This is a genomic window from Mammaliicoccus sp. I-M35 (assembly GCF_022386455.1).
Lineage (GTDB): Bacteria > Bacillota > Bacilli > Staphylococcales > Staphylococcaceae > Mammaliicoccus > Mammaliicoccus sciuri_A.
In genome coordinates this window covers 17,886-32,468 of sequence record NZ_JAJNIL010000002.1, presented here as the reverse complement: position 1 = coordinate 32,468, position 14,583 = coordinate 17,886, and the positions used below count along the sequence as shown (strand labels likewise).

At 32.1% G+C, this 14,583-nt stretch carries 14 protein-coding genes and 1 pseudogene; 3 read left to right on the top strand and 12 right to left on the bottom strand.

Going from position 1 to position 14,583, the window contains the following annotated elements; genetic code table 11:
* Positions 1-22 precede the first annotated feature (22 nt).
* The 5 genes from LQ679_RS02780 to LQ679_RS02760 are packed head-to-tail and all read right to left on the bottom strand — an operon-like array spanning position 23 to position 5,440.
* Positions 23-1,957 (bottom strand): ABC transporter permease, encoded by a 1,935-nt coding sequence (locus LQ679_RS02780; RefSeq protein ID WP_239762050.1) that lies wholly within the window; start codon positions 1,955-1,957, stop codon positions 23-25.
* The gene (locus LQ679_RS02775) at positions 1,947-2,708 is read right to left on the bottom strand and encodes an ABC transporter ATP-binding protein (RefSeq protein ID WP_025907385.1); all 762 of its coding nucleotides are present in this window, start codon (positions 2,706-2,708) and stop codon (positions 1,947-1,949) included. Before LQ679_RS02775 ends, LQ679_RS02780 begins: the two co-directional genes overlap by 11 nt.
* 49 nt (positions 2,709-2,757) lie before the next feature.
* Positions 2,758-3,819, bottom strand: coding sequence for a sensor histidine kinase (locus tag LQ679_RS02770; RefSeq protein ID WP_239762049.1), 1,062 nt, complete (start codon positions 3,817-3,819; stop codon positions 2,758-2,760).
* 1 nt (position 3,820) lies between these two features.
* Positions 3,821-4,504, bottom strand: a complete 684-nt coding sequence (locus LQ679_RS02765) for a response regulator transcription factor (RefSeq protein WP_025907390.1) — start codon at positions 4,502-4,504, stop codon at positions 3,821-3,823.
* A gap of 9 nt (positions 4,505-4,513) precedes the next feature.
* Positions 4,514-5,440, bottom strand: a complete 927-nt coding sequence (locus LQ679_RS02760) for an NAD-dependent epimerase/dehydratase family protein (protein WP_037590010.1) — start codon at positions 5,438-5,440, stop codon at positions 4,514-4,516.
* A gap of 118 nt (positions 5,441-5,558) precedes the next feature.
* Here LQ679_RS02760 and LQ679_RS02755 point away from each other — a divergent pair, with 118 nt between their 5' ends.
* A complete protein-coding gene (locus tag LQ679_RS02755) occupies positions 5,559-6,062 on the top strand; it encodes a GNAT family N-acetyltransferase (RefSeq protein ID WP_025907393.1) in 504 nt (167 codons plus the stop codon).
* 45 nt (positions 6,063-6,107) lie between these two features.
* Here LQ679_RS02755 and LQ679_RS02750 read toward each other — a convergent pair whose 3' ends face one another.
* From LQ679_RS02750 to LQ679_RS02730, 5 genes are all read right to left on the bottom strand, one after another.
* Positions 6,108-7,142 carry an alpha/beta hydrolase gene (locus tag LQ679_RS02750; RefSeq protein ID WP_037590012.1) on the bottom strand — a complete coding sequence of 345 codons (1,035 nt, stop codon included), beginning with the start codon at positions 7,140-7,142 and terminating at the stop codon, positions 6,108-6,110.
* A 47-nt stretch (positions 7,143-7,189) separates the two neighbouring features.
* Entirely contained in the window at positions 7,190-8,254 is a 1,065-nt protein-coding gene (locus LQ679_RS02745; protein WP_037590015.1) for a YkvI family membrane protein, read from the bottom strand.
* A 113-nt stretch (positions 8,255-8,367) separates the two neighbouring features.
* Entirely contained in the window at positions 8,368-9,798 is a 1,431-nt protein-coding gene (locus tag LQ679_RS02740) for an MDR family MFS transporter (protein WP_037590016.1), read from the bottom strand.
* Between the two features lie 73 nt (positions 9,799-9,871).
* Positions 9,872-10,369: a hypothetical protein gene (locus LQ679_RS02735; protein ID WP_037590018.1), complete on the bottom strand. Its 498-nt coding sequence runs from the start codon at positions 10,367-10,369 to the stop codon at positions 9,872-9,874.
* 117 nt (positions 10,370-10,486) lie between these two features.
* On the bottom strand, positions 10,487-10,801 hold the full coding sequence (locus LQ679_RS02730) for a CHY zinc finger protein (protein WP_025907402.1): 315 nt from the start codon (positions 10,799-10,801) through the stop codon (positions 10,487-10,489).
* A gap of 137 nt (positions 10,802-10,938) precedes the next feature.
* On the opposite strand from LQ679_RS02730, the gene LQ679_RS02725 reads away from it, so the two are divergent.
* Together LQ679_RS02725 and LQ679_RS02720 are read left to right on the top strand one after the other, a co-directional pair.
* Entirely contained in the window at positions 10,939-11,238 is a 300-nt protein-coding gene (locus tag LQ679_RS02725) for an ArsR/SmtB family transcription factor (protein WP_025907403.1), read from the top strand.
* A gap of 19 nt (positions 11,239-11,257) precedes the next feature.
* On the top strand, positions 11,258-12,202 hold the full coding sequence (locus tag LQ679_RS02720; protein WP_191836087.1) for a cation diffusion facilitator family transporter: 945 nt from the start codon (positions 11,258-11,260) through the stop codon (positions 12,200-12,202).
* A gap of 663 nt (positions 12,203-12,865) precedes the next feature.
* On the opposite strand, the gene LQ679_RS02715 is transcribed toward LQ679_RS02720, so the two are convergent.
* Together LQ679_RS02715 and LQ679_RS02710 are read right to left on the bottom strand one after the other, a co-directional pair.
* On the bottom strand, positions 12,866-13,747 hold the full coding sequence (locus LQ679_RS02715; RefSeq protein WP_191836086.1) for a nuclease-related domain-containing protein: 882 nt from the start codon (positions 13,745-13,747) through the stop codon (positions 12,866-12,868).
* A gap of 92 nt (positions 13,748-13,839) precedes the next feature.
* Positions 13,840-14,569 (bottom strand): annotated as a pseudogene (locus LQ679_RS02710) (metallophosphoesterase family protein).
* Between the last annotated feature and the right edge of the window lie 14 nt (positions 14,570-14,583).

Sequence of the window (14,583 nt, the reverse complement as noted above, 5' to 3'; positions counted from 1 at the left end):
CTTTATTTTAAATATTTATTTTTTAAAGCACTCTTTGAATCACGCGTTTAGAGTGGATGTATGCTAAGAAGGCAAACAGAATATAAATTAATGAATACAGTGACATCACGATCAGCACTGGTGTATAGAATGATTGTCCCATAAAGAACCAAGCTGATTTAGCCGCGAAATATCCGTGACATAATCCAATGATTAATGGTAATGCAAAGTTAAAGCCAATTTTTAGTGCAATACCTTTAGACATATCTTTAGATGTATAGCCTAACTTTCTTAAGATATTGTAGTTTGATGTTTCATCTTCCGTTTCATCAATTTGCTTAATGTAAATGATACATCCAGTAGATAGTAAGAATGCGATACCTAAGAATCCAAGAATAAACAGCATAACACCTAGGCTACTTTTAGAGTCATTGTAAATTTCATGATATGACATAGATGACTCGGTTTTACTTTGTACTTTTCCAAAGATTTGCTCTGCTTTCTTAACATCTTTATCATTTGTTAAGTTCACACCAAATTGCTGATTCATGTCGTCATTTCTAGCTTCATGTTTTTTCATTTGGTCGAATGTATGATCTGACACAACATAAACAGGTGCATTATAAGAAACCATTGAAGATAAATAATTTTCTTTACTAATAGATTTCACTTTAAGATGATGTGTTTGATTACCCATTTTGTAAGACATTTTTTCTTCATCATTTACATTAGTGACTCTATCAAGAAGATCATTGAATCCTACAACTGCTACTTCATCGTTTTTCAATTTTATACCTTTAAATTCAGATGCTTTAGCTACTGTTGACGGTGAATTGGGTTCTACTCCTCTAGTTTCATTAGCACCTTCAAGCACTTTTCTATCATCAATAATATAACGTGTCACGTTGTAATTACGTTCTTTATATTGAATATGCTCAGCATCTAATGCTTTTTTAAATTGTTGATTTGCATCTTTATTTACAAAAATATAATCATCTGGTGATGTACTTCTTGCTGTTTCTTCGGCGTTGTAATATTGAACGTAACTCAATGCTAATAGGCCGACTGACATAGCTGACACTATTGCGATAATTGTCAGCGATAAAGCATTTGTTTTCATTTTGTGCATAATAGATGAAGTTGAAACAACGTCTGTTACACTCAGCATGCCTTTTTTATATTTACGAATGGTATTAAATATTAACGAGATTGAACATCTAAAGAGCAAGTATGCACCCACTATTGTTAAGAATAAAATGGTAAGCATTCTTATATATAACGTTGCCATCCCTGCATTACTGAGATTATCGAACATAACACTTGATAAATAATAACCACTAATAATCATGACGATGCCAATTGCACCAAAAATCAATTCATATAGTTTAATTTTCTTAATTTTAGTATCTGTAGCATTGTATTCATGCATAAGTGCTAAAATTGTCTTTCTATTTATAAATATTGCATTTTGAAAAGCGATAATGATATAAATCGCAATCATAAGTACAATCGTTTGAACGAAAGCTTCTATACTAAAATTCAAATGTGCTTCTTGTTGGACGCCGATGATTTTATATAAAATCATCAATAATATTTTAGAAGAGAAAAATCCTAAAATAGATCCAATCACTGCTGTTAATGTGAATAATACAAAGTTTTCTAAAGCAAATATTTTAAAGACTTCTCGCTTTGTCATACCGATTAATTGGTACAATCCCATTTCTCTCGATCTTCTCTTTATAAAAAGTTTGTTGGCATAAAGTAGAAATATAACGATGATAATCGTCAGTATTGTTACACCTACTTTAATAGCTGCGCCAACTCTTATACCAGATTGAACACTATTTAAATCTTCAGAGAACCTTAACGTGACAAATCCGAAAAAGAGCATGACACTCATCGTTATTGAAAAGACATACATACTATAATGTCTAATGTTTCGTCTTAAATTCTTAATAACAATTTGATTAAAGCTCATTTACAACACCACCTAACACACTTTGTGTTTTGATGATTTCTTTGTAAAATGTCTCTCTATCATCGTCTCCTTTATAAAGTTCAGAGTAGATCTTACCATCTTTCAAGAATATGACTCTGTTGGAATAACTTGCTGCTGATGAATCGTGTGTAACCATAACAATTGTTGATTGTGTCATTTGATTCATTTGATTTAATTTATTCAGTAAATCTGAAGCAGATTTAGAATCTAATGCACCTGTTGGCTCATCAGCAAATATAATGGATGGTTGTGCTATAAATGCTCTTGCAGCTGATGTTCTTTGCTTTTGACCACCAGATATTTCACTAGGATATTTATTTTGTATATCTAAAATACCTAACGCCTTACTAATTTCTTCAAATCTTACTTGCGCTTCTTTTTTAGAAATTTTTTGAATGGTTAAAGGTAACATGATATTTTCTTGCACGGTAAGCGTATTAAGCAAATTATATTCTTGGAATATAAAGCCCAGCTCTTTTTTTCTGAAATTAGACATTTGTCTATTGTTCATATTCTGTAATTGATGACCATTAATTTCAATTTGCCCTGTTGTCGCATAATCAATGGAACTTAATACATTTAACAGTGTCGTCTTTCCTGATCCAGATGGCCCCATAATACTAATGAATTCACCTTTTTCAACTGTCATATCTATTTGTTTCAACACTTCTTGTTGATTTTTTTTAGAACCATAAACTTTAACGAGTTGTTCAGTTTTTAATATACTCATATTCAAAACTCCTTTGTAATTTGTTTATGATTCCATCTTATAGCCTTTTTTACAATTCTTCCTTTGATTCATCGTACATTTTCATGTTTGAAGTGACATTTTTGTCACTTGAATGTTCTACCGTTGTTAAATCATTTGGTTGCGGGAAAATAAGCAATACTGTCGTTCCTTCACCATAAGTAGATTTCACATTGACTTTAATACTTAGTCCTTCAGTAATTTCTTTAACTAAATAAAGCCCCATTCCTGTGGCTGTTGACTCACGTCTATTTGTCGTTGAAGTAAAGCCTCTTTCAAAAATACGTGGTAAGTCTCGCGCTTTAATACCTCGCCCAAAATCTTGAATTTTCAAGTATGTTTGACCATGCTGTTCATAAGTTGATATGATAATATCTTTATTCTCCGTATATTTCAGAGCATTACTTATGAGTTGTCTAATGACAGTACGACACCATTTTTCATCTGTATAAACTTTTTCATCTTCAATTTGTATATCATACCCTATGCCTTTAGCCATGCTAATATTACGTGCATGTTGAATTTCTTTTATAACCATCTCTTTTAAAGCATAATGTCCAAAATAAAAATCATTACTTTTAGAGCTTAAACGTCTAATATAAAGTTGCTGATCAAGTAAGTAGTCGATTCTGCTCCACTCATATAATAAATTCTTTTTTAAATCTTGTTTTTCAATTTGGTCTAATAATAATTTCATTGCTGTGATGGGTGTTTTAACTTCATGTATCCAATCTAGCAAATCATTTTTAGTCGCTTGTATTTCTTTATTTTGGTTATGAATGGTACGTCTCGTACGTTCATCATAAAGTTGAATATAATCAAAAACGATTTTTTCATATGTTGATTGATTCAATTCTTTATGTTCAATTTCTTTAATCGGTATATCATTTTTTAATGCGCTATAAAATCTTGTTTCGCGCGTGTAAATCAACCATATAAACACGATAAAAATAATCAAATTTATACCAATTAAGTACAAAGCGCTTTTAAAAGAAAAGGCTATATCTAACCAGCTCGTAAGCAGTATAGTAACTTGCATGACTATAAACAGTAATATCCAAATCCATCTTTCTTTCAGAAACGATTTGATCATTTTATCCCTCCGGCTCGTGCGCAATATAGCCTTTACCTACTTTCGTTTCAATTAAATCATTGAAGCCAATTTCAGTAAGTTTCTTTCTTAAGCGATTGACATTAACAGTTAATGTATTGTCACTCACAAATTGTTCATCATCCCATAAAGCAGTAATAATCGTATCTCTACTCACGATTTCATTTTTATGATTCAACAGAATTTCTAAAATAAACATTTCATTTTTAGTTAACGAAATTTCAATATCGTTCTTTTCAATAATATGTTTACCATAATCAACGCGTGCTTTATGCCATAACTTGATTCTAGGCTCATCTTTATTATATTGATAAACCCTTCTATAAATTGCTTGAAGTTTGGCAACAAGCACTTCTGTGTGAAATGGTTTCTGTATAAAGTCATCCGCACCTAGTTCCATACTCATGACTTGGTCCATCGGGTGGTCCCTTGATGATAAGAATACGATCGGTATATTAGACTGTTTTCTAATCGCACGACACCAATAGAATCCATCATATTGAGGTAACTGTATATCTATAATGACCATGTCTGGTTGTAATGCTTTATATTCTTCAAGTACGGCACCAAAATCATTTATGCCATGTACAGACCAATCCCATTTTTCTAGTTGTTGCTTCATAGCATTAAATAAAGTTTCATCATCTTCAATTATTAGTAATTCCATACTATCCCTCTACTTTGTATATTTTTTAACTTCGCCTGCTATACTGCGTAGTTGAAAATCTTTAATTCTACAATCAACTTCAAACCCCTTCATCGTTACATTGTGAATTGGTGCTTGTGATAAATAATATATACTCCATGGTAATCTCGGTACGTAATTAAATAAATGAACCATAAATTCATTTGTTAATCTTAACTTTCTAAATTCTAACATGCCATTATCTTCATATAAATCTACAGTAAGTGAACCGCCGATAACTTTGAACTGTATAATATCTTCGTCAATATTTGGATGCACTCTTTTTAATTTTAATAATGGTTTACTGCGATGTTGAAAATAAACATAATAAATATCTCCAATTAATTCTGTTCTCACTAACGTGCCACTTGTTTCTTGTAACCATTGGAAATAGTATTTCACAACATCTTCTAAATCCCATTTATAAGGAATGGGCATTCTATCAACACTTCTAACATCATCTATTTTAGACTTCTGTAATTCTATCGATACAGCTGGTCGCTTAATAGATTGTTCTGTCACTTGAACTTCAATTCCCGTTGAACTTAATATTTCCATCGTTTCTATATCAAAAGGCGAACCTTTAATGTATATAATTTTTTTAACATTATTGACTTTACATGCTTTTGCCATATTATGACTCGCGATAATATTTAAATTACGTGCAGTACTTTGAGTTAACTTCGCTGATTTCTTGTTTGGATCTAAATAATAAATTGCAATATCGATATCTTTTAAAGCTTCAATCATATCTTTAAGTACAAAAATATCGCATTTTCTCCATGTAACTTCATCATCTATCATCATATCTGATTCATACTTTGTAATCGTATATAGATTGCCGACATCTTTTAATGTACTGATTAAATGCTTGCCTATATACCCTGATCCACCTGAGATGAGTACATTCGCTTTCATTTTAAGCACTCCTTTATATTCGGACTTTACATATGTGTTATACTATTTATAACTTATTGTTTAATTACCATAAATATACCACTGATTGTAATTTATAAATAGAAATAGGAGACATTTTATGAAAGAAATCATACGCGAAATTCGAATAAATGATGTTGAAAACTTTAATAAATTGTTAGATAGTGTGATTAATCAATCCGAATATTTACTCTTTAATCCAGGAGAACATCAAATATCTATACAAAACCAAACTTTATTTCTAGAAGAAATGATTACGACAAGTAACTCTACAATCATTGTTGCAGAATTAAATGATACATTAATTGGTTATGTAACGATCCAAGGTGGCAAAACAAATCGAAATCGTCATGCCGCAAAAATTGCTATGGGTCTACTTCCGACATTTAGAAATAAAGGAATTGGATTTAAACTACTTCAAGAAACCGAAGCTTGGGCAGTGAGAAGACAACTGCATAGACTAGAGTTAACAGTCGTTACGGAGAACGAACCAGCATACCGATTATACGAGAAATTCGGTTTTAAAGTAGAAGGAAAGAAAGAACAAACATTGTATTTTAATGATAAATATTACGATGAATTTATGATGGCAAAATTATTATAAAAAAAGGCAAACTCATCACGTATTTCGCGTAGTTTGCCTTTTTTATTATTTATCTTTTTTAATCACTGTTTCAGAATCTTGATTCGCATTGTTTTCATATGGTGACTGTTTCGTATTAGCCCCTAGAAACATCATGACGTTATTGTAATTCTTCTTAGATTCTTTCAAGTTCATATGGAATTGGTATTGATGACGTAAACCGTGCGTACCGTCAAAGAATGTTGTAGTCGTTTGAACACCTTGCTTTTTAAGGACTTCATCAAACTCTCTATTTTGTGGATCAAATGGGTCAGCATCTCCCACTGTTAAAAATGTAGGTGGATACTCTTTTGTCACTTGATCAACGGTAGATAGTTGATTAATTCTCGCAAAGTTCTTTTCCCATTCTTTAGTACCCGTATAACTTGTCATAAATAAATCAATTCTTGGAAATTCTGTAGATCTCACTGTTTGCATATTATATAACCCACCAAAAAGAATGGCAGCTTTTAAATAATCTTTTTTAATAGTTGGCTTCATACGCATTTGCTGTTGCAATTTATCATTTGTTTGTAAAGCCACATATTGACTGGCAATTTGTGCACCTGCAGAATCTCCGCCATATATAATTTGTCTATAGTCGATATTAAATTTATTTCTATGTTTTAATGTATATTTAGTTGCTTGATCTAATTGCTGTATTGGTGTCGGATATTGGTAATCAGGTGCTAAAGCATAATTTACATTTACGATGATATATCCTTTTTCAGCAATTTGTGCTAAGTATGGATTCTTATGTCTTTTGTCTCCCGCTATAAAACCACCACCATGCGTCCAAAATATGACTGGCAGTTTCTCACCTTTTTTCATTCTTGAAGGCATAATAATATCCATTTGACTATTTGGTGCACTATGACCATAAGATACATCACGTATCAATTTTACTTTCTTATTGTTTAGTAATAATTGATTGGCTCTTTGAGCTTGTAATTGTGCTTCCCTTTCTTTATGTTCCTGATATTTGTTATAACCGTAAAACCCACTTACAACAACGATAATCGCTACAATCAAAATAAACAATCGTCGTTTTTTTCTTTTCATATGTTCACTTCCTCATGTAAGAAGATAGTTTAACATATTCAATTATTTTATGCGATATGTTTTTTGTTATCACTTTTACGACTAATATATTTAACAACAATGGCAGCACAAATCACTAAACCTATAACACCCATAGCTGGATATAATTTATCAATCAGTGATGAGAAACCTACAAAGCTTAAGCCATAAGCGATTACCATAGATATCGTCAGTAATACAACGTATTTTTTAGAAAATGGTACAGTAAACCTTGCTGTAAATGAGTACATAAGTCCTAAAATCGTGTTGTACATAACCATAAGCATAATTACTGATAATGCAAATCCAATAATAGGTGAAATTGTTCTAGCGAGTTCTAACGTTGGTATCTCAATATCTTTAATATTAGGATATTCAACTAATAATCCAGCATTGATAAGTGCTAATAATATTAAATATATCACACCACCGATAATGCCACCTAATCCTGAAATACGACGTTTATCAGCATCGCCACCAATGGCAACTAATGTACTAAATCCTACTGAGAACGCTAAACCACCATAAATAAACCCTTGAACAATTCCCCAGAAAAGACTTGGTGATTCAACCGTATCGTTAATTTCAGAAATGCCTACTTGACCATTTACAAAAAAGTAACCTGCTATTATTAATATGACAATGATTAAAAATGGTGTGACGACACCTAGTGCTTTTACAATTTTATCGAAGTCTAATAAAAGCGTGATATAAATAAAAATACACATAATTAAAGCACCTAACCAAGTTGGCACCCCAAAACTTTCATTAAATGCTGATCCAGCACCAGCTATCATCGTTACTGATATACCAAATAAGAAAAATATTAATACATAATCTATAACGATACCTGCTTTACCGAATAAATAATTAATCGTTGAGCTATGATCATCTGCATCGAGTGCCGTACCAATCTTAGCTACTTGTCTACCAAAAAACGCCAACATTATACCAGATATAATAACTCCTATATACCCGTATAAACCATAGTGGGTAAAGAATTTCATTACCTCTTGCCCTGTCGAGAACCCTGCACCTACAACGACCCCAACATAAGCAAACCCTATTTTTGTTGCTTCTTTCAAATTTGACACAAACTTTCCTCCTCAAAATTTTGTTCAACATAATGATGTATACCCACTATTTACGAAAGTATTCCAAAAATTAAGAGCAAGACTATAAAAGTCCTGCTCTTTTTCATATATATTTATGAATTTTCTTTAATTGATTGACTATAATTCGCTCTTGTAACTGTCAATCCGACAATGATTACTAAAGCGAGTAATACAATACCAAACCAGTATGACTGATGAATACCTTGCGTCATAGCATGATTGATTTGGTCTACTGTAGGGTTCTTAATACCTTCTAATGCGGCTCTTTGTCCACCGTTCATAATACTTACAAAAATCGCAATCCCTAATGCGCCACCTATTGGCTGTAACATATTGGATACAGCTGTACCGTGTGGATACATTTCTTTTGGTAAAGCGTTTAATGCATTTGTATTTGCCGGCATCAATACTGCAGAAATACTAATCATTAAAATAATATATACAATAACAAATATCCATACTGAAATACCTGGATGAATCGTTGAATAAAATATCGAGACACATAACAGCACAATTAATCCTGGTACAACTAGCTTTCTTGGACCAACTTTATCAAATATGGCACCCATAAATGGTGATAAGAAACCATTTAATAAAGCACCTGGTAATAAGATCAATCCAGCAACTTTAGCACTGAATCCCATTGGACCTTGCAAGTACATAGGCATCACAATTTCAGAAGCAAACATTGTCATAATTACAACAACGAAAATAATAACACCCTTTGTATAGTTATGGTATTTAAATACTTTCAAATCTAATAAAGGTTCTTCTAATTTAAGTTGTCTAAAGACAAATAGTATCATCGCAATAACACCAATGATAAGCGTGATGTAAATTGAAGGGCTTGAGAAGCCACCTTCAGTAGTACTTACCGATGAAACACTATATATAATAGTTGCAATACCAATTGTTGATAAAATGATTGAGAAGACATCAATTTTCGGTCTCGTAATTTCACCAACATTTTGTAAATATCTATAAGCGAATATAAATGTAAATAGCATGAATGGGATAACGATTAAAAATAACCATCTCCATCCTAAATAATCAACAATAACACCAGATAACGTTGGTCCTAATGCAGGTGCAAACATAATGACTAATCCGAATTGACCCATAATTTTCCCGCGTTCGCTCTCATTGTATAGCATGAGCATTGCATTCATGACAGTTGGAATCATAAGTCCCGTTCCAGCTGCTTGAATCATTCTACCTACTAATAACATTGGGAAGTTAACGGCTAACCCGGCAGTTAAAGTCCCGATAGAAAATATTGTTACTAACCCTAAAAATAACCGTCTCGTTGTAAACCATTGATTTACAACTGCAGACAATGGTGTTAGTACACCCATTACTAACATGAAACCAGTTGCCATCCATTGGACAGTTGGTGCATCTACATCAAATACTGACATTAATTCTTTTAATGCAATATTTAAGAGCGTTTCATTTAAAATCATGAAAAATGTACCAACTAAAAAGACAATCATAATTATTTTTCTTTTAAACTGATTCTCCATTTTTTTCTCCTAAATTTTATTTTGTAACTTTTCTATAATGACATAAAAAATAAACCTAGTCAAAAGACTAGGTTTATGCATTTTGAGATTTGGATAGTTGTGAAAAATCTACCACTACTTGGTCCATTCTCTTTGCTGTTTCTTTCATTATATTTCTAGCAACTTTATTTTCAGGGTCTATCTTAAGTATTTGCTTACTTATATCAAAAGCTTGTTTATCAGAAAGTAAAGGTTCCGGTATAGCATGTAATAGAAGCATTTGTAATAAACTCTTAACTTCTTTATGATCTGTTAAAATCATCGATCTTTCAGCATGATAATAAGCTGAATGAAATGCGCCATCATGTTCACTATATGGATAAACGTGTAACAAGAACGCTAAGTCATGAAGTTCACTCGTTTCTTCCTTCTTAATACAGTCTAATATAAATGTATAAAACATCGTACTTTCTTCTTCGTGAGCTGCTGAAATAAAGTGTTCTTCAAATTCTAAGAAATCCACTTCGGACATCAATCTATATGCAGTATCAAATTCGCCACTTAATATATGACCTTTAATCAAATCCTTCATTCAATGTCCTCCTTTTCTCTCTATGCAACATTCACATTCATTTCAATGTTAAATTTTTAAAGTCAAAAATATTATAACATGTTTTGTAATAAATTACCTTTAAAATAGAAAACCAACTTAAATTTTAAAATATAAATGATGATGATACTTGCATCGGTGATTAAAGCGAGCATCACAATTTGGGCATACCTCTTTTAACATATAATCATTGATGGACATCGTTTCTTTACAAACGCCACATAGGATCGCGTGTTCATCAAATTCAGATTGATCCCATCTCTTAATGTCATGCTTTTCACATTCATTATGGCACTTGTAACAAGGATAGAATTTATCACAACATTTAAATTTAATCGCGATGATATCTAGCGGCGTTTGATAATGTTCACATCTAGATTCATTATCTACAGTTAAGCCATGTATTTTCACCATAGTATCCTCCAAAAAATTTACTTTAAGTGAACATCTCACAAATATAGCTATTTTGTCAATTTATAATAATTTGACAGATAACATAAATTTTAATAAGATTAACATATGAACATATATTCATATGTTAGGAGAATAATATGACTACAAATACTATTTTAGATGATGAAACATTATTACTTGTATCACAAACTTTTAAAGCATTAAGCGATCCGACTCGCGTAAAGATATTACATTTATTATGTACCGGAAGACATTCTGTAGGTTGTATAGCTGAAACACTTTCACTCAGTCAATCTTCCGTATCGCACCAATTAAGATTTTTAAAGAATCTTAGACTTGTTAAATTTGAACGTGAAGGTAAAAGTATTTATTACTCAATCGATGATGATCACGTTATCTTATTATTAAAACAAGCCATCGAGCATGCCAAACATTAACAATTTAGGAGGTGTTTTCATGGGACATGAACATCATGGACATGACCACAACCATGTTCATACAAACAATAAAAAGATACTACTCATTTCATTTATTATCATTGCTGTATTTATGATAGTTGAAGTGATTGGTGGATATATTACAAATAGTTTAGCTTTACTATCAGATGCTGGACATATGCTTAGTGACGCCATTTCACTCTTTATAGCATTAATGGCATTTAAATTTGGTGAACGTGTTGCCAATAAGAATAAGACATATGGCTATAAGAGATTTGAAATTTTAGCAGCTTTAATTAATGGTGTCTTGTTAATTGCTATTAGTATATATATCTTTTATGAAGCCATTTCCAGATTTATTGATCCACCAGAAGTCGCTTCCACAGGCATGTTAATCATAAGTACAATCGGTTTACTTGTTAATATTTTCATAGCTTGGTTAATGTTTAAAGGGTCTGATACGAAAGACAACTTAAATATGCGTGGTGCTTTCATTCATGTACTCGGAGATTTATTAGGTTCAGTTGGCGCAATCGTAGCAGCACTCATTATGATTGCATTCGGTTGGAAATTAGCTGACCCGATAGCAAGTGTTATTGTGGCACTATTAATTATTAGAAGCGGATATGGTGTTACGAAGTCTGCATTAAATGTATTGATGGAAGGCACACCATCAAATATCGATGTTCATGAAATCTCAGAAACAATCAAGTCGCACCCAGATATAATAGAAGTACATGATTTGCATATATGGTCCATTACAAGTGATTTAACAGCATTAAGTTGCCACGCAGTCGTAGATAAAGATAAGACTGTGGAGGAATGCGACAGTATAATAGAAGAAATCAATCATAAACTTATTCATAAATCTATACATCACGCAACAATCCAATTAGAAACACCAGATCATCAGCATGACAGTTCCCTACTCTGTTGCATGGAACAAACAGAACACGTACATTAGAAAAACTAGAACATTTAGGTATATATACCTAATTTGTTCTAGTTTTTTACTTTATATAATTTGGTATAGGAATCTCTCTCAATCTTCGTGCGATACACCCTGATTTTGTACCCTAGCGCACGATATCTCTCAGTCTTCGTGCGTTACACCCTGATTTTGCACCTTAGCGCACGATATCTCTCAGTCTTCGTGCGTTACACCCCGATTTTGTACCCTAGCGCACGATATCTCATAGTCTTCGTGCGTTACACCCTGATTTTGTACCTTAGCGCACGATATCTCGTAGTCTTCGTGCGTTACACCCTGATTTTGTACCCTAGCGCACGATATCTCTCAGTCTTCGTGCGTTACACCCTTATTTTGTACCCTAGCGCACGATATCTCTCAGTCTTCGTGCGCCACACCCTTATTTTGCACCTTAGCGCACGATATCTCTCAGTCTTCGTGCGTTACACCCGGATTTTGTACCTTAGCGCACGATATCTCTCAGTCTTCGTGCGCCACACCTTGATTTTGTACCTTAGCGCACGATATCTTTCAGTCTTCGTGCGTTACACCCCGATTTTGTACCCTAGCGCACGATATCTTTCAGTCTTCGTGCGCCATACCTGGATTCAGTACCCCATCACACTATTCAAAATCAAATTTATGATATACCTTAACTTACTTATAATATACTTTAGTATTTCCTTGTGTAATCATATTAAAATGTCCTTTCATAATATATGAAAGTGTATTTCTATGTACACCATTACACCACTTCCTTGCTTCTTTCATATTGAATGGTGCTCCTTTCAAATACATTAATTCGTCTAAAGTATTTAAAATAAGTTCTTTTCTAGGTATCTCATTAAAACAGTTAGAACAAGTGATTACTTTCTTTTTATTTTTCAGTGGTGTATCTATTATATTGTTACATTGTGTACATCTTATACCAGGTTTTAATTTGTTAAATTCATAATTCGGATATTGATGATAATCATCTTCAAAAGGTGTATGGAGATTTTGTAATGTGGTTTTTATTATAGAATTATTTGGAGAGTTACTGTTTTTAAGGAGATGTCTTACTTTATTTAACTGGTTTGGTAAAATAATTGTTTCTTCATCTATTTTACCTTTCATACTAAAATTTCCGTTAATAAATATTATATAGCTTTTTATAGTTCTTTCTATATCTAATTTATCAAGTACTTTATTTAGAATATAGTCATTTCTATCTAATTGAGCTAACGGATATTTAATTACAAAGCCGTTATCACAAATCAAATTACCATTATTAAATTCATATTTACCAAAATAATTTTTGATTTCGAATTGATAGATAATCTTATCAGTAATAACTATAAAATCAAATTGATAATTTTGAGTACTCTGAAGTTGTAAATCATATATAAACTCTAATTGATCAATAGAGTTTAATATTTCCAAAAACTTCCTTTCACCTTCTTTTCCTTTTTTATATGTTTCATATTTTTGAATATCTTGAGGACTTATGTATGTTCTACCTATAAGAGATTCAATCACTGAATAATAGTTCTTTTTCAATGGTTCACCTTCTTTATAAGTTTATTCATTTCCATTTTAATCCATATCAGTAAAAAAATCAGCCACAACATCAATGTTGTGGCTGTTTTCTTCTATATGAATGATTCAAAAATTAATTGTTTGCCTGGTACTTTCTTATCATCGAATCCTTCTAAGAATGGTTGATTATCATAAGGTACTTTGACTCTTTCTACGTTTATGGCACCATCTTTAACTTCTACTATGCCATACACTGCGTATGCACCGTTATTTAACCCTACTGACCCCGGATTAAAATATATTGTTTCTATATCATCAAAGTGATGTAACACGTGATTATGTCCGAATGTAACAAAATCTGCATCTACGCCGTTAAATAGTCCGTGTACATGTTCTAACGAAGGATCTACGATTGGTTCAAATGGATCTTCACTAATATGCTTATCCATATTTTCTTCGAGTATTCGATAATGTGTGAAATAAAATTTTAAACCGTCTATTTCTTTTGTAACTTCACGTTTAAGGTCATTTAAAAAGGTATAATATTTGCTGTCTAAATGTTCTACTATCCATTGATGATGTTCATAGAACTTACTTTTCAAACTTTCTGGATATGGTTTTAACGACTGACATAATCGCTTCGTCGTGATTACCTGCAATGTATGTCATATCTTTTCTGATAGTAACTGCTTCAAGAACTTCGTTTGTACAATGGCCAACACCAATATTATCACCTAAGTTATAAATGTGATCTATATCCGTTCGATTATCGATATCTGAAAGTACCGCGTTTAATGCATCGATATTTCCATGTATATCTGTCAAAATTGCGAATTTAACCATCATAAGACTCCTTC

Excerpts from the sequence above, each read along its gene's own strand:
- LQ679_RS02780 (WP_239762050.1), bottom strand. The coding sequence starts at position 1,957 with ATGAGCTTTAATCAAATTGTTATTAAGAATTTAAGACGAAACATTAGA.
- LQ679_RS02775 (WP_025907385.1), bottom strand. The coding sequence starts at position 2,708 with ATGAGTATATTAAAAACTGAACAACTCGTTAAAGTTTATGGTTCTAAA.
- LQ679_RS02770 (WP_239762049.1), bottom strand. The coding sequence starts at position 3,819 with ATGATCAAATCGTTTCTGAAAGAAAGATGGATTTGGATATTACTGTTT.
- LQ679_RS02765 (WP_025907390.1), bottom strand. The coding sequence starts at position 4,504 with ATGGAATTACTAATAATTGAAGATGATGAAACTTTATTTAATGCTATG.
- LQ679_RS02760 (WP_037590010.1), bottom strand. The coding sequence starts at position 5,440 with ATGAAAGCGAATGTACTCATCTCAGGTGGATCAGGGTATATAGGCAAG.
- LQ679_RS02755 (WP_025907393.1), top strand. The coding sequence starts at position 5,559 with ATGAAAGAAATCATACGCGAAATTCGAATAAATGATGTTGAAAACTTT.
- LQ679_RS02750 (WP_037590012.1), bottom strand. The coding sequence starts at position 7,142 with ATGAAAAGAAAAAAACGACGATTGTTTATTTTGATTGTAGCGATTATC.
- LQ679_RS02740 (WP_037590016.1), bottom strand. The coding sequence starts at position 9,798 with ATGGAGAATCAGTTTAAAAGAAAAATAATTATGATTGTCTTTTTAGTT.
- LQ679_RS02735 (WP_037590018.1), bottom strand. The coding sequence starts at position 10,369 with ATGAAGGATTTGATTAAAGGTCATATATTAAGTGGCGAATTTGATACT.
- LQ679_RS02730 (WP_025907402.1), bottom strand. The coding sequence starts at position 10,801 with ATGGTGAAAATACATGGCTTAACTGTAGATAATGAATCTAGATGTGAA.
- LQ679_RS02725 (WP_025907403.1), top strand. The coding sequence starts at position 10,939 with ATGACTACAAATACTATTTTAGATGATGAAACATTATTACTTGTATCA.
- LQ679_RS02720 (WP_191836087.1), top strand. The coding sequence starts at position 11,258 with ATGGGACATGAACATCATGGACATGACCACAACCATGTTCATACAAAC.